Annotated in this window: 20 protein-coding genes; 9 read left to right on the plus strand and 11 right to left on the minus strand. The window is 71.1% G+C overall.

Annotation, left to right across the window (positions count from 1 at the left end):
- Positions 1-6: 6 nt before the first annotated feature.
- Positions 7-1,575 carry an ABC transporter permease gene (locus ABZX85_RS34685; protein WP_355877700.1) on the minus strand — a complete coding sequence of 523 codons (1,569 nt, stop codon included), beginning with the start codon at positions 1,573-1,575 and terminating at the stop codon, positions 7-9.
- Positions 1,572-2,462 (minus strand): ABC transporter ATP-binding protein, encoded by an 891-nt coding sequence (locus ABZX85_RS34690; protein ID WP_355877703.1) that lies wholly within the window; start codon positions 2,460-2,462, stop codon positions 1,572-1,574. The genes ABZX85_RS34685 and ABZX85_RS34690 overlap by 4 nt, the downstream gene beginning before the upstream one ends.
- 73 nt (positions 2,463-2,535) lie before the next feature.
- Between ABZX85_RS34690 and ABZX85_RS34695 the strand changes: the two genes are divergently transcribed.
- Complete coding sequence (locus ABZX85_RS34695) at positions 2,536-3,030, plus strand: MarR family transcriptional regulator (protein ID WP_355877705.1); 495 nt, start codon at positions 2,536-2,538, stop codon at positions 3,028-3,030.
- Positions 3,031-3,166: 136 nt separating this feature from the next.
- On the opposite strand, the gene ABZX85_RS34700 is transcribed toward ABZX85_RS34695, so the two are convergent.
- Together ABZX85_RS34700 and ABZX85_RS34705 are read right to left on the minus strand one after the other, a co-directional pair.
- Positions 3,167-4,675, minus strand: a complete 1,509-nt coding sequence (locus tag ABZX85_RS34700; RefSeq protein ID WP_355877708.1) for an APC family permease — start codon at positions 4,673-4,675, stop codon at positions 3,167-3,169.
- Positions 4,676-4,883: 208 nt separating this feature from the next.
- Positions 4,884-6,167 (minus strand): adenylosuccinate synthase, encoded by a 1,284-nt coding sequence (locus tag ABZX85_RS34705; protein ID WP_355877710.1) that lies wholly within the window; start codon positions 6,165-6,167, stop codon positions 4,884-4,886.
- A 220-nt stretch (positions 6,168-6,387) separates the two neighbouring features.
- Between ABZX85_RS34705 and ABZX85_RS34710 the strand changes: the two genes are divergently transcribed.
- Positions 6,388-7,374 (plus strand): diacylglycerol kinase family protein, encoded by a 987-nt coding sequence (locus ABZX85_RS34710; RefSeq protein WP_355877712.1) that lies wholly within the window; start codon positions 6,388-6,390, stop codon positions 7,372-7,374.
- Positions 7,375-7,416: 42 nt separating this feature from the next.
- On the opposite strand, the gene ABZX85_RS34715 is transcribed toward ABZX85_RS34710, so the two are convergent.
- Entirely contained in the window at positions 7,417-8,004 is a 588-nt protein-coding gene (locus ABZX85_RS34715; RefSeq protein ID WP_355877715.1) for a Uma2 family endonuclease, read from the minus strand.
- A 178-nt stretch (positions 8,005-8,182) separates the two neighbouring features.
- Here ABZX85_RS34715 and ABZX85_RS34720 point away from each other — a divergent pair, with 178 nt between their 5' ends.
- Both ABZX85_RS34720 and ABZX85_RS34725 read left to right on the plus strand, forming a co-directional pair.
- On the plus strand, positions 8,183-9,988 hold the full coding sequence (locus ABZX85_RS34720; protein WP_355877718.1) for a 5'-nucleotidase C-terminal domain-containing protein: 1,806 nt from the start codon (positions 8,183-8,185) through the stop codon (positions 9,986-9,988).
- A gap of 136 nt (positions 9,989-10,124) precedes the next feature.
- Positions 10,125-10,415 carry a hypothetical protein gene (locus ABZX85_RS34725; RefSeq protein ID WP_355877721.1) on the plus strand — a complete coding sequence of 97 codons (291 nt, stop codon included), beginning with the start codon at positions 10,125-10,127 and terminating at the stop codon, positions 10,413-10,415.
- 47 nt (positions 10,416-10,462) lie between these two features.
- Here ABZX85_RS34725 and ABZX85_RS34730 read toward each other — a convergent pair whose 3' ends face one another.
- The 4 genes from ABZX85_RS34730 to ABZX85_RS34745 all read right to left on the minus strand — a co-directional run bounded on the left by ABZX85_RS34730 (position 10,463) and on the right by ABZX85_RS34745 (position 16,077).
- Positions 10,463-11,113 (minus strand): hypothetical protein, encoded by a 651-nt coding sequence (locus tag ABZX85_RS34730; protein WP_055723778.1) that lies wholly within the window; start codon positions 11,111-11,113, stop codon positions 10,463-10,465.
- A 71-nt stretch (positions 11,114-11,184) separates the two neighbouring features.
- Positions 11,185-13,731: a dolichyl-phosphate beta-glucosyltransferase gene (locus tag ABZX85_RS34735; protein WP_355877724.1), complete on the minus strand. Its 2,547-nt coding sequence runs from the start codon at positions 13,729-13,731 to the stop codon at positions 11,185-11,187.
- A gap of 92 nt (positions 13,732-13,823) precedes the next feature.
- The gene (locus ABZX85_RS34740) at positions 13,824-14,528 is read right to left on the minus strand and encodes a GntR family transcriptional regulator (RefSeq protein WP_355877727.1); all 705 of its coding nucleotides are present in this window, start codon (positions 14,526-14,528) and stop codon (positions 13,824-13,826) included.
- Positions 14,529-14,709: 181 nt separating this feature from the next.
- Entirely contained in the window at positions 14,710-16,077 is a 1,368-nt protein-coding gene (locus tag ABZX85_RS34745; RefSeq protein WP_355877730.1) for an aspartate aminotransferase family protein, read from the minus strand.
- Between the two features lie 264 nt (positions 16,078-16,341).
- Here ABZX85_RS34745 and ABZX85_RS34750 point away from each other — a divergent pair, with 264 nt between their 5' ends.
- From ABZX85_RS34750 to ABZX85_RS34760, 3 genes are all read left to right on the plus strand, one after another.
- A complete protein-coding gene (locus tag ABZX85_RS34750; protein WP_355877732.1) occupies positions 16,342-18,483 on the plus strand; it encodes a protein kinase in 2,142 nt (713 codons plus the stop codon).
- Between the two features lie 107 nt (positions 18,484-18,590).
- Positions 18,591-20,141, plus strand: a complete 1,551-nt coding sequence (locus ABZX85_RS34755; protein ID WP_355877735.1) for a substrate-binding domain-containing protein — start codon at positions 18,591-18,593, stop codon at positions 20,139-20,141.
- Between the two features lie 68 nt (positions 20,142-20,209).
- Complete coding sequence (locus tag ABZX85_RS34760; RefSeq protein ID WP_355877737.1) at positions 20,210-21,631, plus strand: M20/M25/M40 family metallo-hydrolase; 1,422 nt, start codon at positions 20,210-20,212, stop codon at positions 21,629-21,631.
- 9 nt (positions 21,632-21,640) lie between these two features.
- Here ABZX85_RS34760 and ABZX85_RS34765 read toward each other — a convergent pair whose 3' ends face one another.
- Together ABZX85_RS34765 and ABZX85_RS34770 are read right to left on the minus strand one after the other, a co-directional pair.
- Positions 21,641-21,994, minus strand: a complete 354-nt coding sequence (locus ABZX85_RS34765) for a barstar family protein (protein ID WP_355877740.1) — start codon at positions 21,992-21,994, stop codon at positions 21,641-21,643.
- Between the two features lie 91 nt (positions 21,995-22,085).
- The gene (locus tag ABZX85_RS34770; protein WP_355877743.1) at positions 22,086-22,730 is read right to left on the minus strand and encodes a ribonuclease domain-containing protein; all 645 of its coding nucleotides are present in this window, start codon (positions 22,728-22,730) and stop codon (positions 22,086-22,088) included.
- A 288-nt stretch (positions 22,731-23,018) separates the two neighbouring features.
- On the opposite strand from ABZX85_RS34770, the gene ABZX85_RS34775 reads away from it, so the two are divergent.
- Positions 23,019-23,468, plus strand: a complete 450-nt coding sequence (locus ABZX85_RS34775) for a hypothetical protein (protein ID WP_355877746.1) — start codon at positions 23,019-23,021, stop codon at positions 23,466-23,468.
- 45 nt (positions 23,469-23,513) lie between these two features.
- Entirely contained in the window at positions 23,514-24,176 is a 663-nt protein-coding gene (cseB, locus tag ABZX85_RS34780; RefSeq protein WP_355877749.1) for a two-component system response regulator CseB, read from the plus strand.
- Positions 24,177-24,191: the final 15 nt, after the last annotated feature.

Consider the following 24,191-nt stretch of genomic DNA (forward strand, 5'->3'; position numbering starts at 1 on the left):
CCGCGGTCAGCCGCCCAAGTCCCGCCGCCGCAGCCCCGCCAGCCCACCGGCCACCAACACCCCTGCCAGCACGAGGAGCAGACCAACAGGCCCCCAAGTCATCGCGCTTCCGGGCAACTTGGGGAGATGGCCGAACGGCGAGACGTCCAGCACGAGTTGGGGGACGTCGAGCGCCGGCCCCACCCAGTCGACGAGCAGGACGGCCCCGGCGACCGCCCAACTCGCCACCGCCCAGCGGGGAAAGGCGCCCACCAGCAGTACGGCCACCCCGCCGATCACCCACACCCCCACCACCTGCACCAGGCAGGCCCCCAGGATCGCCCAGGGCCGCTGCCCGTAGCCGGCGGCGAATCCCAGCCCCGTGAGCAGCATGAGGAACACCGCCCCGCCGAACGCGATCAGCAGATGGCCGCCGGCCCACCGCACCCGCCCGACGGCCCCCGCGAGCAGCGGTTCCGCCCGCCCGGACGTCTCCTCCCCGTGCATCCGCAGCACCGAGGAGACGACGAACAGCGCGGCGACCAGCCCCATGATGCCGATCATCGAGGCGAGGAAGGCGTCCGTCAGCCCCGACCGCCCGCCCATCCGCTCGAAGATCTCCCGGGTCCGCTCGTTGTCCCCGACGAGATCGGCGGCCCCGTCGGTGAGCCCGCCGAACACCACCCCGGCGAGGAAGAACCCGATCCCCCAGCCGATCACACTGCCCCGCTGCAACCGCCAGGCCAGCGCCCCGGCGCTGCCGAGCCGCCCGACGGCCGGACCGGGCCGGGCCGGCAGGAAGCTCATCCCGACGTCCCGCCGCCCGGCGAGCACGTACGCCAGCGTCCCCTGCGCGACGACGGCCCCCGCGAACAGCCCCAGCACCCACCACCGTTCACCGGCGAACGGACGCAGATGCTCCAGCCACCCCAACGGCGAGACCCACGTGAAGAATGACGACCCGTCAGTGGACGAGGCGTCCCCGGCGGCCCGCAGCACATAGGCCAGGCCGAGCACCGAGGCCGTCAACCCCCTTGCCAGCCGGGCGCTTTCGGTGAGCTGCACGACGACGGCGGCGAGCGTCGCGAACACCGCCCCGAGCCCCGCGATCCCCAGCCCGAACGCCAGCGCCCCCGAAGCCCCCTGCCCCGCGAGCCCGACCGCGATCAGCAGACCGAGCGCACCGCTCGCGACCCCCGAGGCGAGCAGCGCCGCCGTGAGAGACGCCCTGCGCCCCACCGCCCCTGCCGCGAGACTGTCCTGACGGCCCGTCTCCTCCTCCTCGCGGGTGTGCCGTACGACGACCAGGAGCGCGGTCGTCGCGGCCAGGGCGCCGACGAAGACGCCGACGCGCCAGGCGGTCAGAGCGCCGAGGGAGTCTCCGTACAGCGGGCCGATGAGCGAGCGGAAGCCGGAGTTGGTCTCCAACTGGGCCAGCAGATCGGCGCGTTCGGCCTGCGTGCCGTACAGGTTCCGGAGGGTGTTCGGCATCGACAGGACCAGCAGCGCGTTGACCGCCACCCAGACCGGGATCATCAGCCGGTCCCGGCGCAGCGCGAACCGCAGAAGTGGCCTTGTTCCGGCGAGCGTTGTCATCGCGCCTCCTCGTAGTGGCGCAGGAACAGCTCCTCCAGCGTGGGCGGCCTCGACGTCAGCGACCGCACCCCCGACTCGCTCAACTGCTTGAGCACAGCGCCGAGTTCGGTCGTATCGACCTGGAAGCGGACCCGGTCGCCCTGGACGTCGAGGCCGTGGACGCCGGGGAGCTGGCGCAACCCGTCGGCGGGGCCGGTGAGTTCGGCGCTGACGCTGGTGCGGGTGAGATGGCGCAGCTCGGCCAGGGAGCCGCTCTCGACGGTCCTGCCCTGCCGGACGATGCTCACGCGGTCGCACAACTCCTCGACCTCGCCCAGGATGTGGGAGGAGAGCAGGACGGTCCGGCCGCGCTCGCGCTCCTCGCGGACGCACCCCTGGAAGACCTCCTCCATCAGGGGGTCGAGTCCGGACGTCGGCTCGTCGAGGATCAGCAGGTCGACGTCCGCCGCGAACGCGGCGACCAGCGCGACCTTCTGCCGGTTGCCCTTGGAGTACGTCCGGCCCTTCTTCGCCGGGTCCAGTTCGAAGCGGTCGATCAGGTCGGCGCGGCGGCGCGCGTCGAGCCGGGCGCCGCGCAGCCGACCGTAGAGATCGATGATCTCCCCGCCGGAGAGGTTGCGCCAGAGCGTGACGTCGCCCGGGACGTACGCGATCCGGCGGTGGATCTCCACCGCGTCGGCCCACGGGTCGCGGCCGAGCAGGCGGGCGGTGCCGGAGTCGGCGCGCAGCAGGCCGAGCAGGACGCGGATCGTGGTGGACTTGCCGGCGCCGTTGGGGCCGAGAAAGCCGTGCACCTCACCGGTCCGCACGCTCAGCTCCAGGCCGTCCAGGGCGTGGGTGCGGCCGAAGGACTTGTGCAGTCCGGAGACCTCGATGGTGGTCGTCATGGTTCCGAACGTACGCTTCTTTCAGAAATTTGTGAAGTTCATGAATGATCTGAAGCCCGGGTAGGCTGAGGCCATGGACGGAACAGCAGGTGGGCGGGACGCCGAAGCCGTCTCGAAGTTCGTCGAGTCCTTCGCGGCGCAGCTCGTCGAGGCGGGGATGCAGCGCATGCCGGCCCGGATCTTCGCGGCGCTGCTCTCCTCCGACGAGGGCGTCCTCACCTCCGCCGACCTCGGCGAACAGCTCCAGGTCAGCCCGGCGGCGGTGTCCGGCGGGGTGCGCTACCTGGCGGACCAGCGCATGCTGACGCGCGAGCGGGAGCCGGGCTCGCGGCGCGAGCGCTACCGGGTGCGCGGCAACCAGTGGTACGAGGCGTTCGCCAACCGCGAGTCCGTGCTGAGGCGTTGGGAGTCGTCGCTGCGCGAGGGCGTCGACAGCCTCGGCGCCGAGACGCCCGCCGGGCGCCGGATGGCCGAGACGCTCGCCTTCTTCGAGTTCGTCGAGTGCGAGATCGGGGCCATGATGGAGCGCTGGCGGGAGTATCGGGAGCGGGAGTTCGGGCAGGGGTGAGGGGGGCGGCCCGGCCGGGGCGGGAGTTGAGGCCGGGGCCGGGGCCGGGGCTGGGGCTGGGCCGGTGTCGGGGTGAGGCCGGTGCCGGTGCCGGCGCTGGTTGCTGCAACCGGTTGCTGCGGTTTTCCGGCCGCCCTCAGCGTTCCTTCGTCTCCTCCAGCACCGTCCGCCCCAGCAGCGCGTACCGCTCGGGGGTGCGGTGCTTCAGGTACTGGGCGTAGCCGATCCCGCCGAGGGCGACGCAGGCGACCAGCCAGGGGGTCGCCCTGAGGAGCAGCGCGCCGGACTCCGGGCCCGCCGCTGCCCCCATGTTGGACACCAGAAGTACGACGACGGCGAGCATCGCCACACCCCCGACGAGCGGGGCGGTGAGGGTGCGGAACCAGTGGCGGCTCTCGGGGTGGTGGGACCGGAAGTAGGCGAGGACGGCGAACGAGCACACCGCCTGGACGATCAGGATCGCCATCGTCCCGAGGATCGCGAGCAGTACGTACGTACCGCTGTAGGGGTCCTTGCCGGCGAGCCAGAACGCGCCGATCAGCACGGCGGAGACGGCGGTCTGGGCGAGGCCCGCGATGTGCGGGGAGCCGTGCCGGGGATGCGTACGACCCGTAGTCCTCTGGAGGGAGGGGAGGACCCCCTCCCGGCTGAGGGCGTAGACGTAGCGGGCGGCGCAGTTGTGGAAGGCCATCCCGCAGGCGAGCGAGCCGGTGATCATCAGCCACTGCATGACGACGACGGCCCAGTGGCCGACGTACTGCTCGGTGGGGTCGAAGAACAGGGCGAGCGGGTTGTCGGTCGCGACCCGCACGGCGTTGCGCTCGCCGACGCCGCTGATCGCCATCCAGGAGACGAAGACGTAGAAGACGCCGACTCCCAGCACGCTCACCATCGTCGCCTTCGGGATTATCCGCTTCGGGTCGCGCGACTCCTCCCCGTACATCGCCGTCGACTCGAAGCCGACCCAGGACCAGAAGGCGAAGAAGAGGCCGAGTCCGGCCGAGGTGCCCTTGAAGGCGTTCACGGGGTTCACCGGGTCCAGCGAGAAGCCGTCGGGGCCGCCGCCGTGGAAGAGGACCGACACCGCCATCGCCGCGAGGACGGTCACCTCGGTGGCCAGCAGGACGACGAGCAGCTTCTCGGCGACGGAGATGCCGAACCAGGTGCCGAGCGCGTTGACGCCGAGCATCAGCACCGCGAACACCCACCACGGAATGTGAAGTCCCGTCTGGTCCTTGAGCGTTGACGTCGCGAACGAGGAGAAGATGCCGATCAGCGCCGGCTCGAAGATGACGTACGCGAAGGTAGCGAGCAGGCCCGAGGCGAGCCCCACGGTGCGGCCGAGGCCGTACGAGATGAAGCCGTAGAACGCGCCCGTCGACGTGATGTGCCGGGCCATCGCCGTGAACCCGACGGAAAAGATAGCCAGGACGACCATTGCGACGAGGTAGCTCGCGGGGGCGCCGACACCGTTGCCCGAGGAGACGATGAACGGTACGTTCCCCGTCATCGCGGTGATCGGCGCGGCCGTCGCGACCGCCATGAACACCACGCCCAACAACCCCACGGCGTTGGGTTTCAGCCGGTGAACCGTCCCCGCGTCGCCGCTGCCCGTCGCCGGCGCGACGCCCTCGTCCACTGCCATCGGGTACCCCTCTCCCTGCCGGTGAGCCGTCTTCGCTGTATCGGCCGTCGGAGGGGAATGCTGTAGTCCGAATGAGTCGGGGAGAGAGGTCGGGGCGTTAAATGTGCGTCAACTAGACCTTTGGAAAACCGGGCCGGCCGGGGCGCGGCACACGGACGGCGGCCGTCCCCCGTACGGGAGTTCGGCCGCCGTCCGCTCAACCGACCTGTCAGATGAACGAGTTGATCTCGATCGTCTCGTCACGCCCCGGGCCGACGCCGATCGCGGAGATCGGTGCCCCGGACATCTCCTCCAGCGCCTTCACGTACGCCTGCGCGTTCTTCGGGAGGTCGGCGAAGGTCTTGGCCTTCGTGATGTCCTCCGCCCAGCCGGGCAGGGTCTCGTAGATGGGCTTCGCGTGGTGGAAGTCGCTCTGCGAGTACGGGAGTTCCTCGACGCGCTTGCCGTCGATCTCGTACGCGACGCAGACCGGGATCTCCTCCCAGCCGGTGAGGACGTCCAGCTTGGTGAGGAAGAAGTCGGTGAGGCCGTTGACGCGCGTCGCGTACCGGGCGATCACCGCGTCGAACCAGCCGCAGCGCCGGTCGCGGCCGGTCGTCACACCACGCTCGCCACCGATCCGGCGCAGCGCCTCGCCGTCCGCGTCGAACAGTTCGGTCGGGAAGGGGCCCGCACCCACCCGGGTGGTGTAAGCCTTGAGGATGCCGATGACCCGGCTGATCTTCGTCGGGCCCACGCCCGCGCCGGTGCAGGCGCCGCCCGCCGTCGGGTTGGACGAGGTGACGAAGGGGTACGTGCCGTGGTCGATGTCCAGGAGCGTGCCCTGGCCGCCCTCGAAGAGGACCACCTTGTCGTCCTCGAGGGCCTGGTTCAGCACCAGGACCGTGTCGGCGACGTAGGGCGCCAGCTTGTCGGCGTACTCCAGAAGTTCCTCCACCACCTGAGCCACGGAGATGGCCCTGCGGTTGTACAACTTGGTGAGGATCTGGTTCTTGACGTCGAGCGCCGCCTCGACCTTCTGGGTCAGGATCGACTCGTCGTACAGGTCCTGCACCCGGATGCCCACGCGGTTGATCTTGTCCGCGTACGTCGGGCCGATGCCGCGCCCGGTCGTACCGATCTTCCGCTTGCCGAGGAAGCGTTCCGTCACCTTGTCGACGGTGACGTTGTACGGCGTGATGATGTGAGCGTTTCCGCTGATCAGGAGCTTGGACGTGTCGACGCCGCGCTCGTTCAGACCGCTCAGCTCGGAGAGCAGGACCGACGGGTCGACGACGACGCCGTTGCCGATGACCGGCGTGCAGCCGGGGGAGAGGATTCCGGAAGGGAGGAGGTGGAGGGCGTACTTCTGGTCGCCCACGACCACCGTGTGGCCGGCGTTGTTACCGCCTTGGTAACGGACCACGTAGTCGACGGAGCCGCCGAGCAGGTCCGTCGCCTTTCCCTTGCCCTCGTCACCCCACTGAGCACCGAGCAGCACAAGTGCGGGCACGCGCGTACACCCCTTCCGGGCGGGGCAGACCCAAGGTCAGGGGCGTACGCGGCACGGCCCTGTGCCTCGTACCCCGGCAACCGCACTGCGGTCGCCGGCAGCCGTCGTACGGCCGTTGCCCGTCGGACCCGGATGCCCCGGAATAGACGAAGCCCCTGGCGCAATAGCGCAAGGGGCTCTTGCACAAAGATGCTACCCGAGGAAGCGAGGCAGGACCGAGGTGGCGACTTTCGCGACTTCCGATTTCGCGGCGTCCGATCAGCTGCTGGTGGTCATCGACCCGGTTGCCCGGAAGACCGACGGTGAATCCGTGCGCATCGCGAAAGATGTCCTGAGTGCCGGGGCGGCGACAAAAGTGTGCCTTCCCGATGATCACGACGAATTCGCGCGGGCGCTGGCCCGTAGGGGGTCCCGTAGACCTGTGGTCGTAGGGGACGACCGGGCGCTGCTGCGGGCGGTCTCCCTGCTGCACCGGCGGCGGGAGCTGGCGGGGTGCGTGCTGTCCGTCGTGCCGGTGGGGGGTGCGGTGACGGTCGCCCGGGCGCTGGGGGTGCCCACCGACGCCGTCGCCGCCGCGCGGGCCGTGCTGGACGGGGTGGAGAAGCGGGTGGATCTGCTGGTGGACGAGAGTGACGGGGTGGTGCTGGGGGTGCTGCGGATTCCGCCGGGCGGGCGGGGGGCTCCGGGGCTGGACGGAGGTATTACGGGGGGTACGGGAGGCAGGGGGGCCGGCGGGGGCGGGAGCGGCGGTGGTGGAGCCGGGGGCCGGGGCGGGGGCGGGAGCGGGGGCGGCCGGGGTACTACGGGTACTACGGGGCCCTCGGACGACGTCTCCGGGGTCCGGCGCTGGCGTCGTACCTGTAGCTCCCTGGTACGGGCCCTCGTCCCCCACCTCGACGGTCCCGCGCCCGCGCCGCCCGGGCCCTTCCGGCTGCGCGTCGAAGTCGACGGGAAGATCCTCGTCGACCTGGACCAGCCGGTGGAGGCGGTGTCCGTGACCCCGGGCGCCTCGGGCACGGCCCTGATCGAGATCCGCCCCGCCTCCGTCGGCGCGGAGGCGTCACCCCTGGTCGCCCACGGGGGCGTGGTGACCGTCTCCGGGGGCGATTTCCTGTACGACGCCGACGCGGGCGTCGCGGGACCGGTACGGACTCGGACCTGGCGGGTGCGGGAGGGGGCGCTGGGGGTGGTGGTACCGGGGATGTAGGGGACGCTCGGGGGCGCCCCCTGGAGGCACCTCAGGGGCACCTCAGGGGCGGCGGAAGCCGGTCGTGTCGAGTTCGCAGTCGAAGGGGGCGGGGATGTGGAGTTTCTCCCCGAAGGGCTTCCTGTGACGTGCCTGATACCCCTTGGCCCAGGGCATCCAGAAGACGGTGGCCTCCTCCGCCGGCATGTCGAGAAGGAGGTACACCGCCACTCCGGCCCGTCCGTAGACCCGGGCCTTCTCCGTGAGGCCGTTGTCGCGCGTCGGGGAGAAGGCCAGTTCGGCTGCGAAGGAGAGGGCCTCGCCGTCGAGGCGCGGGCTGGAGGTGCTGAAGACCTGCCGGGACGCTGCGTGGATGTCAGGACCGTAGGCCCGCTCGTCTCCCGGGAAGACGTACAGGGCCGGGGACATGGTGATGCGGTGATCCTCGGGGAGGCGTGACCTCAGCTGGTCGCAGACCGACTCCACGACATCGATGTAGTACCCCTTCGGCCACGGCGACAAGACGATGCTCCCTCCGGCGATCTCGGCCCGGTAGCCGGGCACGTCCAACCCGTCGAGGGTCGTGAGCAGCGCCTCGAAGTCGTGCGGCTCGATGTCGCTCGCCGTCGGCAGCTCGGTCGTCGACGTCATGATGTGCCTCCCGCCACGCAGACCAGCCGCCACTCAGCGTATCGGCTCGATCACCGCCCCGAATCCCATCCTTGACCCGCCCATGGCCAACTCCTGGTTCCACCCCCGAGTCGGGGAACGCAAGCATCTACGCGGGTAGTCATGTCCGTACCCCGTCGCGTGCTCCAGGAGCCCCCTCATGCCCAAGTCCCCTTTGAACCGCCGCCAGTTCATGCAGAAATCGGCCGTCACCGGTGCGGCGGTCGCCGCCGCGAGCGCGGTGGGGGCGCCGGCCGCGCAGGCGGCGCAGCCGGAGAAGTGCCGGACGAAGACGTGGTCGTTCTCGATCCTCGGGACGACCGACCTGCACAGCCACGTCTTCGACTGGGACTACTACAAGGACGCCGCGTACAGCGACACCAAGGGTAATTCCGTAGGGGTCGCCAGGGTGGCCACGCTCATCAAACAGCAGCGAAAGGCGAAGGGGGAGGACAGAGTTCTCCTCGTGGACGCCGGCGACATCATCCAGGGCACCTCCCTCGCCTATTACTTCGCCCGCGTCGAGCCGATCACCGCGAAGGGCGGCCCGAAACACCCGATGGCCGTCGCGATGAACCACATGCGGTACGACGCCGCCGCGCTCGGGAACCACGAGTTCAACTACGGAATCGACACGCTCCGCAAATTCGAGAAGCAGTGTCATTTCCCGCTCCTCGGCGCGAACGCACTCGACGCGAAGACCCTCAAGCCCGCTTTCCAGCCGTACGTGGTGAAGCGCATCCGCGTCCCCGGGGCACCGGACATCAAGGTCGGAATTCTCGGCCTCACGAACCCCGGAATCGCCCTGTGGGACAAGGACAACGTCAGCGGGAAAATGGTCTTCCCCGGCCTCGTGGAGCAGGCGAAGAAATTCGTCCCCCGGCTCCGCGCCCTCGGCTGCGACATCGTCTTCCTCACCGACCACTCCGGCCTGGACGGCTCCTCCTCGTACGGCGACGAGCTGCCGTACGTCGAGAACGCCTCCAACCTGGTCGCCCAGCAGGTCCCCGGCATCGACGCGATCCTCGTCGGCCACACGCACGTCGAGGTGCCGTCGTACACCGTGAAGAACGAGGAGAGCGGCGCGGACGTCCTCCTCTCCGAACCCTATTGCTGGGGATACCGGCTGAGCGTCTTCGACTTCGAGGTCGAATTGGTGCGCGGGCAGTGGAAGGTCACGAAGAAGACCGCCACCACGCTCAATCCGAACACCGTCGACGAGGACCCGGAGATCAAGAAACTCCTCGAAGCCGACCACGAATTGGTCGTCAAGTACGTCAACACCGCCGTGGGCACCTGCACCGCCGACCTCTCGGCCGCCGATTCCTGCTGGCAGGACGTACCGATCATGGACTTCATCCACCAGGTCCAGATCGACAACGTGAAAGCGGGCCTTTCCGCCGCCGACGCCGCACTCCCCATCATTTCCGTGGCCGCGCCTTTCAGCCGCACCGCCGACATTCCGCAGGGCTCCGTCACCATCAAGGACATCGCGGGCCTCTACATCTACGACAACACCCTGTACGGGAAGAAGCTCACCGGCGTACAGCTCAAGGACTACCTGGAGTACGCCGCGAAGTACTACCACCAGGTGCCGAGCGGGACGAAGGTGGACACCGCCACCCTCACCAACGCCAACAACTTCTGGGACTACATGTACGACACCGCCGCTGGCGTCGGCTACGAGATCGACATCGCGCAGCCGGAGGGGTCCCGGATCAAGAACCTCACGTACGCCGGGAAGCCGGTCGCCGACGACCAGGTGTTCGTCGTCGCGGTCAACAACTACCGGGCGAACGGCGGTTCGGGGTACCCGCACATCGCGTCCGCCGACATCGCGTACAGCTCGACCAACGAGATCCGGCAGCTGATGATCGACTACGTGACCGCGAAGAAGACGCTCGACCCGGCGGACTTCGCGGCCGTCAACTGGAAGCTGACGCAGGGCGGGACGCCGGTGTTCTGAGCCGGCCCTCAGAGGTACGGGAAGTCCTCCCACAGGGGTAGGGGGAGCCGTCGCGGACGCCGGCTCCCCCTACCACTCAACCTCACAAATAAACCTTTTCGGGCATATGATGCTTCTGACCGAGAAGGTGAGTGCAATGCGCGTACTCCTCAAGGCCGCGCTCGACACCGAGCGGGCCAACGACGCGATCCGCAGCGGCAAGATGCCGCAGTTGATGGAGGAGGCGCTCGGCCAACTCAAGCCGGAAGCCGCCTACTTCACCCTCGACCACGGCCGCCGCACGGCCTATCTGGTCATCGACGTCCAGGACAGCTCCGAGATGCCGAAGATCGGCGAACCCTTCTTCCTCGACTTCGGCGCCGAGATCGAGCTGACTCCGGTCATGAACCGGGAGGACCTGGCGAGGGGCCTCTCCCAGCTCACGTGAACCGGCCCGGCCGCACCTGAACCGGCCCGGCGCCTTCCCGACGGGCCCTAGCTGAACACGATCATCGACCCCTGCGCCAGGCTCCGCGTCGCCGCCGCGTGCAGCCCGAGCCATACGTGCCGCTCGCGTGCGAAGGGGCTCGGGTCGTACGGAGCCGGTCCCGCAGGCTCCTCCAACTCGGTGGGCGCCGACGGCGGTTGCGGCGGCGCCGGCGGGTTGGCCGGGTCGATGCCGATCGCCGGGGCGACGTACTCCAGCTCCCGCAGCAGCGCCTGCGACGAGCCCAAGGGGCCGCCCCCGGCGAGGAGTTCGTCGTTCGACAGCGGCGCCGGGAAGTCGACCGGCACGTACGCGCCCGCGTGGTCGTAGTGCCACACCAGATGCGACTGCTGCGCGGTCCCCTCGAACATCTCCAGCAACTGTTCGTAGTCCCCGCCGAGTTCGCCGACCGGCGTCACCGGCAGCCCGCACACCTGCAACAGGTAGACGCGGCGCAGGAAATGCAGCGCGTCGTAGTCGAAGCCGGCCACCGGAGCGACCTCTCCCGACAGGCCCGGCATGTACTGGTACACCGGCACCGGCGGGAGTCCGCTCTCGGCGAGCACGTTGTTGTACTGCGCGAGTTCGTCCGCGAACGGGTTGTCGGGGGTGTGGCACAACACGTCCACGAGCGGTACCAGCCACAGGTCACAGGCCAAAGAAACGCTCCTCATCCGAAGTCACTCAGCGCATTCGTCCGGTCAGGGAAGGGTAGTCGCTCCCGCTTCGGTCAGCTCCCCTCGTGCAGGTCCCATACCCACACACCGCCCACCCGCTCACCAGGCCGCCCCATCAGCTTGTCCACGGTCTCACGCAGCTGTTCCGCGTACCGCCCCGGGGCCACCACCAGCGCCCCCGCCCGCCACGCGGCGAGATCGGCCCGTACCTGCCGCCGGGCCGCCGGGTCCACCACAGGTACTACACCGGTCGCATGGACGTCCGCGAACAACCCCGAGGTGAAGTTCAGGGGAACCCCGTACACCCCGGTCCGGTCCCCGTCCCCGTACGGCCCGTTGAAGTACCCGCCCGGCATCCGGAAGCCCAGCCCCGCGGCCACCTGCCAGTGCAGCGCCTCGGCCGCCGCCGGGTCCGCGAGCGGCACCGGCACCAGGGTCTCCCCGCCCCGGACGTACGACTTCCAGGTCCCGTCCGCGAAGAACGCGGGCACCGCCGCCCGGGGTTCGGACTTCAGCGGCGCCGGCACCAGCGGCAGCAGCGCGAGCCCCACGACGGCCAGGCCGACGTACCGCACCAGGCGAGGCCGCGACACCGGCCCCGCGGACCGGCCGTCCCCTGCCTGCCGCGCCACCCCTGTCGGCCCCACCGGCCCCGCCAACCGCTCCACGGCGATCGCGACCAGCATCCCCAGGACCGGCGCGCAGATCATCGCCACCCGCCCCTCGATCACCGAGTCCAGCAGCGGCAGCCGCCCGAGCAGCGCCCACGGCCCCGGCAGCACGACATCCGTGTAGGGGACCCCGATCCGCGCCCCCAGGGACAGCACCCCGGCGACGAGAGCGGTGACCCCTAGTACCCGTACGACCGGCCTGCTCCGCCACAGCAGCATGGTGACCGCGAGCGCCAGCAGCACCAGCGGGAAGCCGTAGAAGGCGTTCTGCTCGGTCGGGTTGAGGGAGAGCGCGTCCGCCCGCGCCGCGTCCCCGGCGAGCAGCGAGCGCTCGGCGAAGGAGAGCAGCGCCAGCGGGCTGTTGCCCGCGTTCGTGCCGTGGTCGATCCCGGAGTAGCTCTGCGGTCCGTGGAACTGCCACAGCAGCGGGTAGCAGACGAGCGGCAGGCACACCGACGCCGCGACCGCGAGCCCCCGCAGCAGACCCGGCGCCGCCCGCCGCGCGACCTCCGGGTGCACGACGGCGTGGGCGACGGCGAAGACGGTCATCCCCATGGCCGCCAGGAGCAGCGCCTCCTCGCCCAGGAAGCACTGGTACGCCGCCATCAGCCCCAGCACGACCGCGTCCCGCGTCGGCCGGGTGCCCTCGCACAGCCGCAGCGCCCGCTCGACGATCGGCGGAATCATGAAGAGGACCACGAAGTTGGGGTGCGCGTTGGCGTGGCTCACCATCGGCGGCGCGAACGCGGCGAGGGCCGCGCCGAGGAACGCGGCCGGGCGGTGGCGCACAACTCGCCGCACCAGCAGGCGATACCAGGCGAGCGCCGTGGCGGTGAGGCCCAGCGTCATGCAGAGGCTCAGCGCAACCGCCGGGCCGAACAGGAGAGTTACCGGGGTGAGAGGCACCGACAGCCCCAACATGACCGTGTTCGCCATGAGGTTGACGCCGTCGGGGTAGCCCTGGAGGTCGGTGAAGAGCGGGTTGCGCAGACGCGCGACGTTGTCCGCCGTCACCGCGAAGAACCACTCCCACTGGTTCTGGTCCTGGAGCGAGTCGGTGAGGTAGCGGCCGGCCGGGTCGAAGAAGCGGCCCGAGTACAGGAGCACCGAGAACGCCAGGAACAGCAGCGCCGCGAGGACCCCGGAGCGGTTCAGGCGTATCAGGTCGGCGAGGAAGCGGCCGTAGTCCAACGGGCGGAGTTTCGAACCGGGTTGGTGAGCCCAGCGCACCGGGACCTCGGCGATGGGGGCACCGACCCGGTGCAGCCGGCGCAGGACCTCGACGTCCGTCGCCCAGCCGTCGAGGCGCGAGGCGGCGTACGCGTCCCGGGCGGTGTCGCCGTTGTACAGCTTGAAGCCGCACTGGGTGTCGCGGATGCCGGGGAGCGTGGTGCGGCGGATGAGGAAGTTGCCCGCGCCGCCCAGGAGCCGGCGCAGCCGGTGGGGGTGGGCGGAGACCGTGGCGCCGGGGGCGGATCGGGAGGCTATCGCCGCGCCGCCGTCCGCGAGCTCCTTCTCCAGGTGCTCCAACTCCTCGACAGGGGTGGCGAGATCGGCGTCCGTCACCAGGACCCGGCGCCCCCGGGAGGCGGCGACGCCCAGCCGGAGAGCGTGGCCCTTTCCCCTGTTCTGCGGGGAGTTGAGGAGACGGATGCGCGGATCGTCCGCCGCGCGGCCGGCGACGAGGTCCCCGGTGGCGTCCGTCGAGCCGTCGTCGACGACGAGCAACTCCCAGCTGCGGGAGGGGTTTTGGCCGAGGTGCGCGGTGATCGCGTCGAGGGTGGGGGCGAGGCGGTGTTCCTCGTTGTAGGCGGGGACGACGACGGAGAGGTCGGGGACGGCATCGGACCGGCCGGGGACCGCGGCGGATCGCGTGTCGGGAACCGTGTCGGCCCGGCCGCCAGGTGTCGCACCGGACTCGCTGGACACCGCATCGGCCCGGCCGGGGACAGCGGCGTCGGCGCCCCCGGAGCCCCCGCTCTTGTCGGTCGTAACCGCTTGCTCTCCCGTTTCCGCCCGCCTCATGCGGTGGCGGCCAGTCGCTCGATCAGCGCCACCGCACCCCTGTTGTACTCGTCGAGCAGGGCCTGGGCCGTGGTCGTGTCGTGGGCGGTGAGGGCGTCGACGAGGTCGGTGTGGCGGGACCAGAGGTGGCCGCGCAGATCGGTGAGGCGGCGCAGGTGCTGGACGGCGCAGACCCAGGACTGCACGCGCAGCCGGTTGAGGAAGTCGGCAAGGTAGGGGTTGCCGAAGAGACTGCTCAGCTCGCGCCAGAACCTCAGGTCGTACCCGATGAGGACGGTCAGGTCACCGGCACCGGCGGCCCGCTGCGCCTCCTCACCCCTGCGGCGTACCCCGGCGAGCACGGTCGCCACCGCCGGGTCCAGGGGGTCGCGGAGTCTGGTCCTGTCCCTCTCCAGAGCCAGGAACATGCCCTCCATGACGAGCGCGCGGGCCTCGATCATCCCCCGGTAGTCCGCCACCGAGTACTCGTGGACCCGGAAGCCCCGGTGCTGGTCGGCCTCCAGGAGCCCCTGCGCGGAGAGGTCCACCAGCGCCTCGCGGACCGGGGTCGCGGAGACCCCGTACTGTTCGGCGATCTCCTTGACCGTGAACTCCTGGCCCGGCTGGAGCCGGCCCCCCAGTACCTCGTCGCGAAGGGCCTCGGCGATCTGCTGCCGCAGGGTGCTGCGGGTCACGGCGCCGTTGCCGCTGCCGGCGGACATGGTCGGGGGCCTCCTTCGTCCTTCGTCACGTTCGACGCGCGGCCGGCCGGCGGGGTGTCGCCGGAGCCCGTGGGGTGACGTACTCGCCTATACCTACGAGCACGCCACCTTACGCGTTCGAATCAGAAGAAGCCCTCATCGCGCGATACCCCCGCAGGGGTACCCCGCTACGACCTCGGAGTTACGCCGTGTGCTCGACCGTGTGCTCGTCGGCCACGGAGAGTGCCGAGTCCAGAGCGGCGAAGCCCTCCTTCAGCTCCTCCTCGGTGACGTTGCACGGCGGGACGACATGGGTGCGGTTCATGTTGACGAAGGGCCACAGGCCGCCCCGCTTCGCGGCGGCGGCGAAGGCGGCCATCGGCGCGTTCGCCTCACCGGCCGCGTTGTACGGCACCAGCGGCTCGCGCGTCTCCTTGTTCCGGACCAGCTCCAGCGCCCAGAACATGCCGGTGCCGCGGACCTCGCCGACGCTCGGATGGCGCTCGGCCAGCTCCCGCAGCGCCGGTCCGACGACATCCGCGCCCAGCCGCTTCGCGTTCTCGACGACGCCCTCCTCGGCCATCACGCCGATCGTCGCGACCGCCGCGGCGCAGGCCAGGGGATGACCCGAGTACGTCAGACCTCCGGGGTACGGCCGCTTGGCGAACGTCTCCGCGATCGCCCCCGAGATGGCCACCCCGCCCAGCGGGACGTACCCCGAGTTGACGCCCTTCGCGAAGGTCATCAGATCCGGTACGACGCCGAAGAGGTCGGCCGCGAACCACTCGCCGGTCCGCCCGAACCCGGCCATGACCTCGTCCAGGATCAGGACGACGCCGTACTTGTCGCACAGCTCCCTCACCCCGGAGAGGTAGCCCGCGGGGGGGACCATGATGCCGGCCGTGCCGGGGACCGACTCCAGGATCAGGGCGGCGACCGTCGCCGGGCCCTCGAAGGCGATCGTCGTCTCCAGGTGCTCCAGGGCGCGCGCGGTCTCCTGCTCCTCGGTCTCCGCGTAGAACCGCGAGCGGTACAGGTACGGCGCCCAGAAGTGGACGACCCCGGCGGAGCCGCTGTCCGAGGCCCAGCGGCGCGGGTCGCCGGTGATGTTGACGGCCTGCTGCGTACCCCCGTGGTACGAGCGGTACGCCGAGAGGACCTTGGTGCGGCCGGTGTGCAGCCGGGCCATGCGGACCGCGTGCTCGACCGCGTCCGCGCCGCCGTTGGTGAAGAAGATCTTGTCCAGGTCGCCGGGGGTCCGCTCGGCGATCAGGCGGGCCGCCTCCGAACGTGCCTCGACCGCGAACGCCGGTGCGAACGTGGAGAGTTTCGCCGCCTGCTCCTGGATCGCCGCGACGACCTTCGGGTGCTGGTAGCCGATGTTCGTGAAGACCAGTCCGCTGCTGAAGTCGAGGTAGCGGTTCCCTTCGTAGTCCCAGAAGTACGACCCCTGCGCGCCGGCCACGGCGAGCGGGTCGATGAGGTCCTGGGCGGACCAGGAGTGGAAGACGTGCGCACGGTCCGCCGCCTTCACTGCGGCGCCGGCCTGGGGGTCGGTCTCAAGGGTCATGGGAGTGAGCGTAAATGTCCGCGATGCGGAAAGGTATCGGCGTCCTGTGCTGTGGATGCGGAGAATCCGCGACAGGTTGTCGGGGGTGGGAGCGGGCCGGGCCGTGCGGGTACTACGGGTATCCCCGAGCCGCCCTCGGGGGTCGTACGGGTATCGGCCCCGGCCCCCTGTTACGGAACCGTCGACACCGCGGCGTACGACTCCTCGTACCGCCCGATTATTCTCGGCCCGTTCACGTGTGCGGGGGGAAGGCGGGCGGCGGCGATGGAGAAGCTGGGCGCGGGGGACCCGATGGGGATCTCGCCGGGGTTCCGGCTCCGGGGGCGGACCGGGGAGTACCGGCTGGTCGCGCGCCTTGGGGGCGGCGGCATGGGCCACGTCTACCTCGCCAGATCGGACCGGGGCCGCACCGTCGCCGTGAAGCTGGTCCGCGCCGAACTCGTCGCGCGCGAGGAGTTCCGGGAGCGGTTCCGGCAGGAGGTCGCCGCCGCGCGCCGGGTCGGCGGCCACTGGACCGCGCCCGTCCTGGACGCCGACACCGAGGCCGGGATGCCCTGGGTCGCCACCGGGTACGTCGCCGGACCGAGCCTCGAACGGGTCGTCAGCCGTGACCACGGCCCCCTGCCCGAGCGGTCCGTGCGCATCCTCGCCGCCGGGCTCGCGCACGCGCTCCAGGACATCCACGCGGCGGGCATCGTGCACCGCGACCTCAAACCGTCCAACGTCATGATCACGATCGACGGCCCCCGGGTCATCGACTTCGGCATCGCCCGCGTGCTGGAGGGGGACACCCCCGAGCTGACCCTTACGGGGGCGATGGTCGGGTCTCCGGGTTTCATGGCGCCCGAGCAGGTGCGGGGCGATCGGATCACCGCCGCGTCCGACGTGTTCTGCCTCGGGTCCGTGCTCGCGTACGCGGCGACGGGCTTGCTGCCGTTCGGCAACGCCGACAGCGGCATCCACGCGCTGATGTTCCGGATCGCCGAGGAGGAGCCCGACCTCACGGGCGTGCCCGAGGGGATCGCCGATCTCGTCCTCGCCTGCCTGCGCAAGGACCCCGCCGCCCGGCCCTCCCTGGACGCCGTCCTGGAGGGCATCGGCGCCGAGGACACGGTCTCCGACGGGCGGTCCCGCGACCCCTGGCTGCCGAGCGGCCTGGTCGCCCAACTCGGGAGCCACGCCGTGCGGTTGCTCGACATCGAGGGGCCGGGCGAGGGGGAGGGGAGCACCGAGGCGGTGCCCGAGCACTCCGGCCCGCGGGGCAAGGAGGGCGGCCCGCCCGGGAGTTCGCCCGCGGGTCCGCCCACGCCGGGTCAGGCCCGCGCCGACCGGCACGCCGACCGCGACGCCGGTCGGAACGCGGGCCGGAACACGGGCCGGAGCGCCGCTGAGGACGGCACCCCGCCCCCGTCCGCCACGCCCGCCGGCACCACCCCGGCCGGCCCCGCCCCCGACCACCCCGCGTACGGCCGTCCCCAGCAGCACCCCCAGCCCGTACCGCAGGCGGAGGAGGGGTACGGGTATCCCGGACGACCGGCGTCGGCACCGGCCGGCCACCCCGCCCCGCCGCCCGCCCCCGAGGGGTACGGGTACCCCCCGCAGTCCTCGCCGCCGACCGCGCCCGGGTACGGCCCCGCACCACAGCCCTCGTACGGCGGCGCCCCCGGCGCGGCCCACACCCCCGGCGCCTGGTCCGCCGCGGGTACTACGGGTACTACGGGCCCCGCCAACCCCTACGGCCCGCCCCAGCACCTGACCCACCCCCCGTACACCCCCTACGCCACCCACACCGCCCATTCCCCCCACCACCCCTACACCCCGTACCCCCCGGAAACCCCCGCCCCCCGACGCAACAACCGCGCCACCGCCCTCCTCATAGCCGTGGCCCTGATCGTCGCCGTCGCGGCCGGAGCCTCCGTCTACGCGCTGATGAACGGCGACGGCACCCCCGAGGCGAAGAACCCCGGCCCCTCCCCGACGGCCGGCGCGAACACCCCTGGCACCCCGGACAGCACGTCCCCCGCTCCCAGCCCCTCGGACTCCGCCACCCCCACGGGCGAAGGAGCCGTCCCCGCCACCTACTTGGGCACCTGGACGGCGACCATCGACAACACGAACGGCGTGAGCACCCGCGAACTCACCATCACCCAGGGCGAACCGGGCACCGCGGCCCTCACCCTGGTCGCCGAAGGCCCGGGCTACCACTGCGAGTTCACGGCCACCCTCACCCGCAGGGCGACCACCGACGACGGCCCCCTGACCTACGGCCCCTCCCGTGTCACCACCGGCCGCCCCCTCTCCTCCTGTACCCCTGGCGGCGCCACGGAGGTCGCCCTCCTGCCGAGCGGCGGCCTGCAACGGACCAACACCGCCACCGGGGAGAGGCTGACCTACACCAAGGGGTGAACGTCCGGCGAACATAAGGGAGTTGGCCCGGTTTGTCCGGGCGTACACCCTCGCGCGCACGTACCGTGACGGCACGATCCGGCGGTCGGCGGTGGCGGGGGAGCCCAGTGGAGTGGCTGAACGCGGAGAACGTGGTGGCCGTCGGCACGGCCCTGCTCGGCATCGTCGCCTCCGGGGTGATGGTCTGGTACGAGCGCAGGGTGCCGCGCCGAAGACGGATCGGCTACCGCGTCCAGATGGACAACCCCATAGGTGACGACGCCCGTTCGGGCCGCGCCAACCGGCGGCTGGGTCTCTTCGAGGAGACCCCGGGCATGACCGACGCGACGCTGGTGCTGCTGCGGATCGAGAACGACGGCTCGCAGGGCATCGACCGCGACGACTACACCTCGCCCGAAGTCCACGGCCTGACCGCGGTGTTCACCGACCGCACGGTCAAGGGCGTCACGGTCACCCAGCCCACCGACACCGACCACCTGATGGGCCACTTCACCGTGGAGCGGGGCTTCGGCTACGACGGCCACACCCTGCGCGTCCCACGCGTCCCCCTCAACCGGGGCGACCACTTCAAACTGCTCGTCCTGCTCTCCGGCGGCGACGTCGGCAGCCCCATACGCCTGTACGGCGGCATACGTGAGGGTGAGGTACACCCCAACCGCAGCGCTACCCCGGACGACGTACCCCCGCTGTTCAGCCGGGCGGCGCGGGCGATCTCGGTGATGCTGACGGTCTGCGTGGTGACGCTGGCGGCGATCGTCGTGGCCCGCGACGACACCCCGCCGCCCATCGAGTGCGCGAAGGGGAGACTGACCGTCAGCGGCTCGACCGCCTTCGCCCCGGTCGTGCGGGACGTCGCCGAACGGTTCGAGCACGACTGCGAGGGCGCGACGATCGAGGTGGACGCGCACGGCTCGACCGCCGGTCTGCGCCAACTGGACGCGGAGGGCGGCCGGAAGGGCTCGGCGTCCCGGATCGCGATCTCAGACGGCCCCAAGTCCGCGGGCATGGACGAACTCGTGGAGGACCGGGCGGCGCTCTCGGTCTTCGCGCTCGTCGTCAACGACGACGTGACGCTGACGAACCTCTCCACGAGCGCCGTACGGCGCGTCTACCGGGGCGAGATCGCCAACTGGCGGGAGGTGGGCGGCCCCGACCTGCCGGTGCGGATGGTCAGCCGGGACGCCAACTCCGGTACCAGGAAGGTGTTCCAGCACCGGGTGCTGGGCCAGAACGAGACGGCCAACACCTCCGGTGACTGCGTCGAGCGGGACTACCGGCCGCCGGACGCGCCGATCCGCTGCGAACTCGACTCCACGGAGCAGGTGTTGGCGATGGTCCGCAGGACGCCGGGCGCGATCGGCTACAGCGAACTCAACGTCGCCGAAGGCACGAAGGGCCTGCACCCGCTCGCCCTCGACGGCAACGAGCCCGATCTCAAGGCCATCGAACAGGGCACCAGCGCCTACCCGTACCGCGAGATCGAGTACGCCTACACCTACGACAGCCCGCCCGCCGGCTCCCTCGCCGCGAGCTTCCTCACCTACCTCATCCGGGGCAAGGGGCAGACGACGATCCGCTCCCACGGCCACCTGCCGTGCTGGAGCCCCCAGGGCCTGCAACTCTGCGCGGAGACCGTCAAGCCCGCCAACTCGCCCTGACCCAGGCCCTCTTGCCGCCCCGAGGCGGTGTCCAGGAGCATCGACGGGACACCGCCCCAGGAGGAGCCATGCCCCCCACGCCCGCCAGGCGCACCACCCCCACCAGGCGCACCGTCCTCACCGCGACAGCGGCCACCGCGGCGGCCCTGGGCACGACGCCCGCCCAGGCGGACGAGGCCGACCGCACCGCCGTACCCCGCCCGGCGACGGCCCAGCGCCCGAGCCGTGAACTCCGTGCTCTGCTCAAGGAGTTGGACCGGGACCGGATCGAGGCGACCGTCCGCACCCTCGTCTCCTTCGGCACCCGCCACACCCTCTCCGTCCAGGACGACCCGGCCCGGGGCATCGGCGCCGCGCGCGACTGGATCAGGGACGAACTCCAGTCGTACGCCGCCGAGTCGGGCGGCCGGATGACCGTGGAGCTCCAGTCGTACGTCCAGGAACCGGCGTCGAGAATCCCCGTCCCGACCCGGATCGCCAACGTCCTTGCCACGCTGCGGGGTTCGGTCACCCCCGAGCGGGTGCACGTCGTCTCCGGGCACTACGACTCACGGGTCAGCGACGTCATGGACGCCGTCTCCGACGCGCCGGGCGCGGACGACGACGCGTCCGGGGTGGCCGTCGTACTGGAGCTGGCGCGGGTGTTCGCGCGACGGCGTCCGGCGTCGACGATCGTGTTCGCGGCGGTCGCGGGGGAGGAGCAGGGACTGTACGGATCGGGCTACCTGGCACGGCAGTTGAAGAGTGCCGGAGCGGAGGTGCGGGCGATGTTCACCAACGACATCGTCGGCAGCTCGACCGCCGACGACGGGAGCCGCGACCCGTACACCCTCCGGCTCTTCGCGGAGGGCGTGCCCTCGTCGGAGACTCCCGAACAGGCCGCCGTACGACGCTCGGTCGGCGGGGAGAACGACTCGGAGACCCGCCAACTCGCCCGATTCGTAAGGGATGTCGCCGACAACGACGCCACCGGCATGCGTGTGCGCGTGATCTACCGGCGCGACCGCTATCTGCGGGGCGGCGACCACATCCCGTTCCTGGAGAACGGCTACCCGGCACTCCGGTTCACCGAGCCCGCCGAGGACTTCGCGCACCAGCACCAGGACGTACGCGTCGAGAACGGGCGCCAGTTCGGGGACCTGCCGGAGTTCTGCGACTTCGCCTTCACGGCCCGCGTCGCCCGGGTGAACGCCGCCGCGCTGTGGACGCTGGCCCAGGCGCCGGGTGCCCCGCGCGGTACCCGGATCGTCACCTCGGCGCTCACCAACTCGACCCGCCTGGTGTGGAGCCGGGGCACGGAACCCGACCTCGCCGGCTACGAGGTCGTCTGGCGCGAGACGACGGAATTCGAGTGGACGCACGTCGTCGAGGCCGGTGACGTGACCTCGTACGAGGTGGACCTGTCGAAGGACAACGTGTTCTTCGGGGTACGGGCCGTGAACCGGGCGGGGTTGCGGGGGCCGGTGGCGTTCCCCTCGCCGCAGTCGTAGCCCGAGGCGTCAACTCGCGCCGGACAGGCGTTCGGTGAACCGTTCCAGGCGCTCGGGAGTGTCGTCCGGATGGAGCGTGACGAGCCCGTTCTCCCCCAACACGTCGAGGAGGACGCCGAGTTCGCCGGGCGGCGCGTCCGCGAGGAGATCGCCCGCCTCCCGGACGACGACCGCCAGCGGCCCGACGTCCCGCAGGCAGTCGGTGAACGCGTCCCAGTTGCGGCCGAAATGGCCGGGGAACCCGAGTCCGGCGGCCCACTCGGTGAACAGGTCCTGACGGGTGCGGCTGAGCGAGCCGCGTACTTCCCGCGCGGTGGCCGGAGCCTCGGCGAGCGGGCGAATCCAGGTCGGCGTGCCGGTCAACTGACACCCCTGCCTTTCGAGTTGAAGGAGAAAGAAGAGGGAGGGGGTGCGGCCCCGACCGCACCCCCGACTGCGACCCCTGAGGCGGCTGTCAGTACTTACCCAGCCAGGCGAACGTCTGGTAGTGGTCCCAGGTCGCGAAGACGTTCCCGGTCAGCGGGTTGCGGATGATCCGCCGCAGCCCCCGGTCCTGCGACCGCGTCGACGTGTGCTCGTCGATGTCGTACTCGACGTAGGGCGCCGTACGCCCGTTGCCCGTCGAGAACGCGAGGTTCGACGAGACACCGCGGCCCTGCTGCTCGAACGACGCGAGGTCGCCGCCGCGGTCGTTGAACCGGCCGCCGTAGTAGATGTTCCGCCAGGCGTGCGCGGCGCTGTCCCAGAAGTCGAACCAGCGACCGCCGTCGCCCTGGCCGGGCCAGCCGTGGCCGTTCGCGTCGTTCAACCGGCCGACGCCCCAGGTGAGATGGGGATCGACCTGATGGTTCGCCCAGAAGTCGGCGGCCTGTTCGGCGTCGTCCCACTGCTGGTTGGTGATGACCGGGGTGCCGCCGGGCGGGTTGTTGCACCACTGGCGGCAGGCGCCGGGCGGCGGCTGCGCGATGGCCGTGCCGGCCGCGCCGCCGACGAGGGCGAGCAGGACGCCCGCGACGGTGAGGGCCCGGCGACCGCGCAGCCGGGACTTCTTACGGCGTTCCGCGACGGGCGCGGACACCTGGGTGGGGGAGGTCGACACCTCGTGCTCCTTGACTCGTTCCGGGTTCCCGAGGCCGCCGGCCCCGGTCGAGGCCGTCGGCCCCGGTGCGCCACAAGGAACCAGCCGCGCGTGACAGCGGTCCGGCGGCCGGATCACAGCTCGCGGTCGGATGCGACGGCGGGCTGTTACAGAGTTGTGGGAGCGCTTCCATTGCTTTGCCTGATTCTTAATGTCAGGACATGTCGCGTTTACCGAGATCGGGTGAAAGTGGTCTCGACCTCTCCTAAAAGGGGTCAAGGCCACTGAAGACACCGGAAGGAGGGCGGCATGCGGTACGACAGACCCGTGCTCGCCGCGCTGCTCGCCCTCGGGCTCGCGGGATGCGGCACCGTCTCCGGCGGCCCCCGCGCCGAGGGCCCGGCACCGACCGCGATCCCCTGGTCGGGACCCGCGTACGTCAACGACGCGCGCTCCGTACCCCGGCAGACCCCCGACGTGGTGGACCTCACCGACACCACCACCCTGTACGGCCTCAAATGGCGCGGCTGGGGCACCTCCCACGCCGTCGCGACCGGCCTCGTCGTGGACTTCGCCTGCGTCTCGGGCTGCCCGCACGGCGACCCGCCGTCCTTCCCGGCCGGCCTCGTCCTCAGCGGCCTGGTCAGACGCGAGTACGCCGCGTACTACAGCCACGCCGTCCTCACCCCGGACCGGGGCCCCGCCCCCGACTGGGCCATGGACGTAGGGCCCGTACGACTCAGGGTGCCCAACGCGTGATCCCCCCTCAGAGCCACCCCCACCCCCTACCCCCGGAGTACAGCCATGCACGAGGTCCTGCTGGTGGAGGACGACGAGATGATCCGGGAGGCCACCCGCCTCGCCCTGGAGGCGAGCGGATACGCCGTACGGACCGCCGCCGACGGCGCCACCGGCCTCGACCTCTTCCGCGCGCACCGGCCCGATGTCGCGGTCCTGGACATCATGCTCCCCGGCCTGAACGGGGTCAGCCTGGCCGGCCGCATCCGCGAGGAGTCCCGGGTGCCGGTGCTGCTGATATCCGCCCGCAACGACCCCGTGGACGTCGTGATGGGCCTGGAGGCCGGCGCCGACGACTACGTCACGAAGCCCTTCGACGGCACCGTCCTCGCCGCCCGTATCCGCTGCCTGCTGCGCCGTGCCGCCCCCGCGGCCCCCCGCAGCGCCCGCCTCCGCTTCGGCGACCTCGACTTCTGCCCCGTCTCCCTGACCGCGCACCGCTCCGGCCGCGCCCTCTCCCTCACCACGACCGAACTCCGCCTCCTCCAGGAGTTCACCGCCTCCCCCGGCACGGTCCTCACCCGCGACCTCCTCCTGGAGCGGGTCTGGGACTACGCCTGGACCGGCGACACCCGCGTCGTCGACGTCCACATCCGCCGGCTGCGCGCCAAGATCGGCCACGAACGCATCGAGACGGTCCGCGGCTTCGGCTACAAACTCCGCCCCTAGGGGAGATCCCGTAAC

This window comes from Streptomyces sp. NPDC004539 (genome assembly GCF_040610055.1).
In the GTDB taxonomy this organism is placed as follows: Bacteria; Actinomycetota; Actinomycetes; order Streptomycetales; family Streptomycetaceae; genus Streptomyces.

Bases quoted from the DNA above. Each gene is read 5' to 3' on its own strand.
- ABZX85_RS34685 (WP_355877700.1), bottom strand. From the start codon at position 1,575: ATGACAACGCTCGCCGGAACAAGGCCACTTCTGCGGTTCGCGCTGCGC.
- ABZX85_RS34690 (WP_355877703.1), bottom strand. From the start codon at position 2,462: ATGACGACCACCATCGAGGTCTCCGGACTGCACAAGTCCTTCGGCCGC.
- ABZX85_RS34695 (WP_355877705.1), top strand. From the start codon at position 2,536: ATGGACGGAACAGCAGGTGGGCGGGACGCCGAAGCCGTCTCGAAGTTC.
- ABZX85_RS34700 (WP_355877708.1), bottom strand. From the start codon at position 4,675: ATGGCAGTGGACGAGGGCGTCGCGCCGGCGACGGGCAGCGGCGACGCG.
- ABZX85_RS34715 (WP_355877715.1), bottom strand. From the start codon at position 8,004: ATGACGTCGACGACCGAGCTGCCGACGGCGAGCGACATCGAGCCGCAC.
- ABZX85_RS34720 (WP_355877718.1), top strand. From the start codon at position 8,183: ATGCCCAAGTCCCCTTTGAACCGCCGCCAGTTCATGCAGAAATCGGCC.
- ABZX85_RS34725 (WP_355877721.1), top strand. From the start codon at position 10,125: ATGCGCGTACTCCTCAAGGCCGCGCTCGACACCGAGCGGGCCAACGAC.
- ABZX85_RS34740 (WP_355877727.1), bottom strand. From the start codon at position 14,528: ATGTCCGCCGGCAGCGGCAACGGCGCCGTGACCCGCAGCACCCTGCGG.
- ABZX85_RS34745 (WP_355877730.1), bottom strand. From the start codon at position 16,077: ATGACCCTTGAGACCGACCCCCAGGCCGGCGCCGCAGTGAAGGCGGCG.
- ABZX85_RS34750 (WP_355877732.1), top strand. From the start codon at position 16,342: ATGGAGAAGCTGGGCGCGGGGGACCCGATGGGGATCTCGCCGGGGTTC.
- ABZX85_RS34760 (WP_355877737.1), top strand. From the start codon at position 20,210: ATGCCCCCCACGCCCGCCAGGCGCACCACCCCCACCAGGCGCACCGTC.
- ABZX85_RS34775 (WP_355877746.1), top strand. From the start codon at position 23,019: ATGCGGTACGACAGACCCGTGCTCGCCGCGCTGCTCGCCCTCGGGCTC.
- cseB (WP_355877749.1), top strand. From the start codon at position 23,514: ATGCACGAGGTCCTGCTGGTGGAGGACGACGAGATGATCCGGGAGGCC.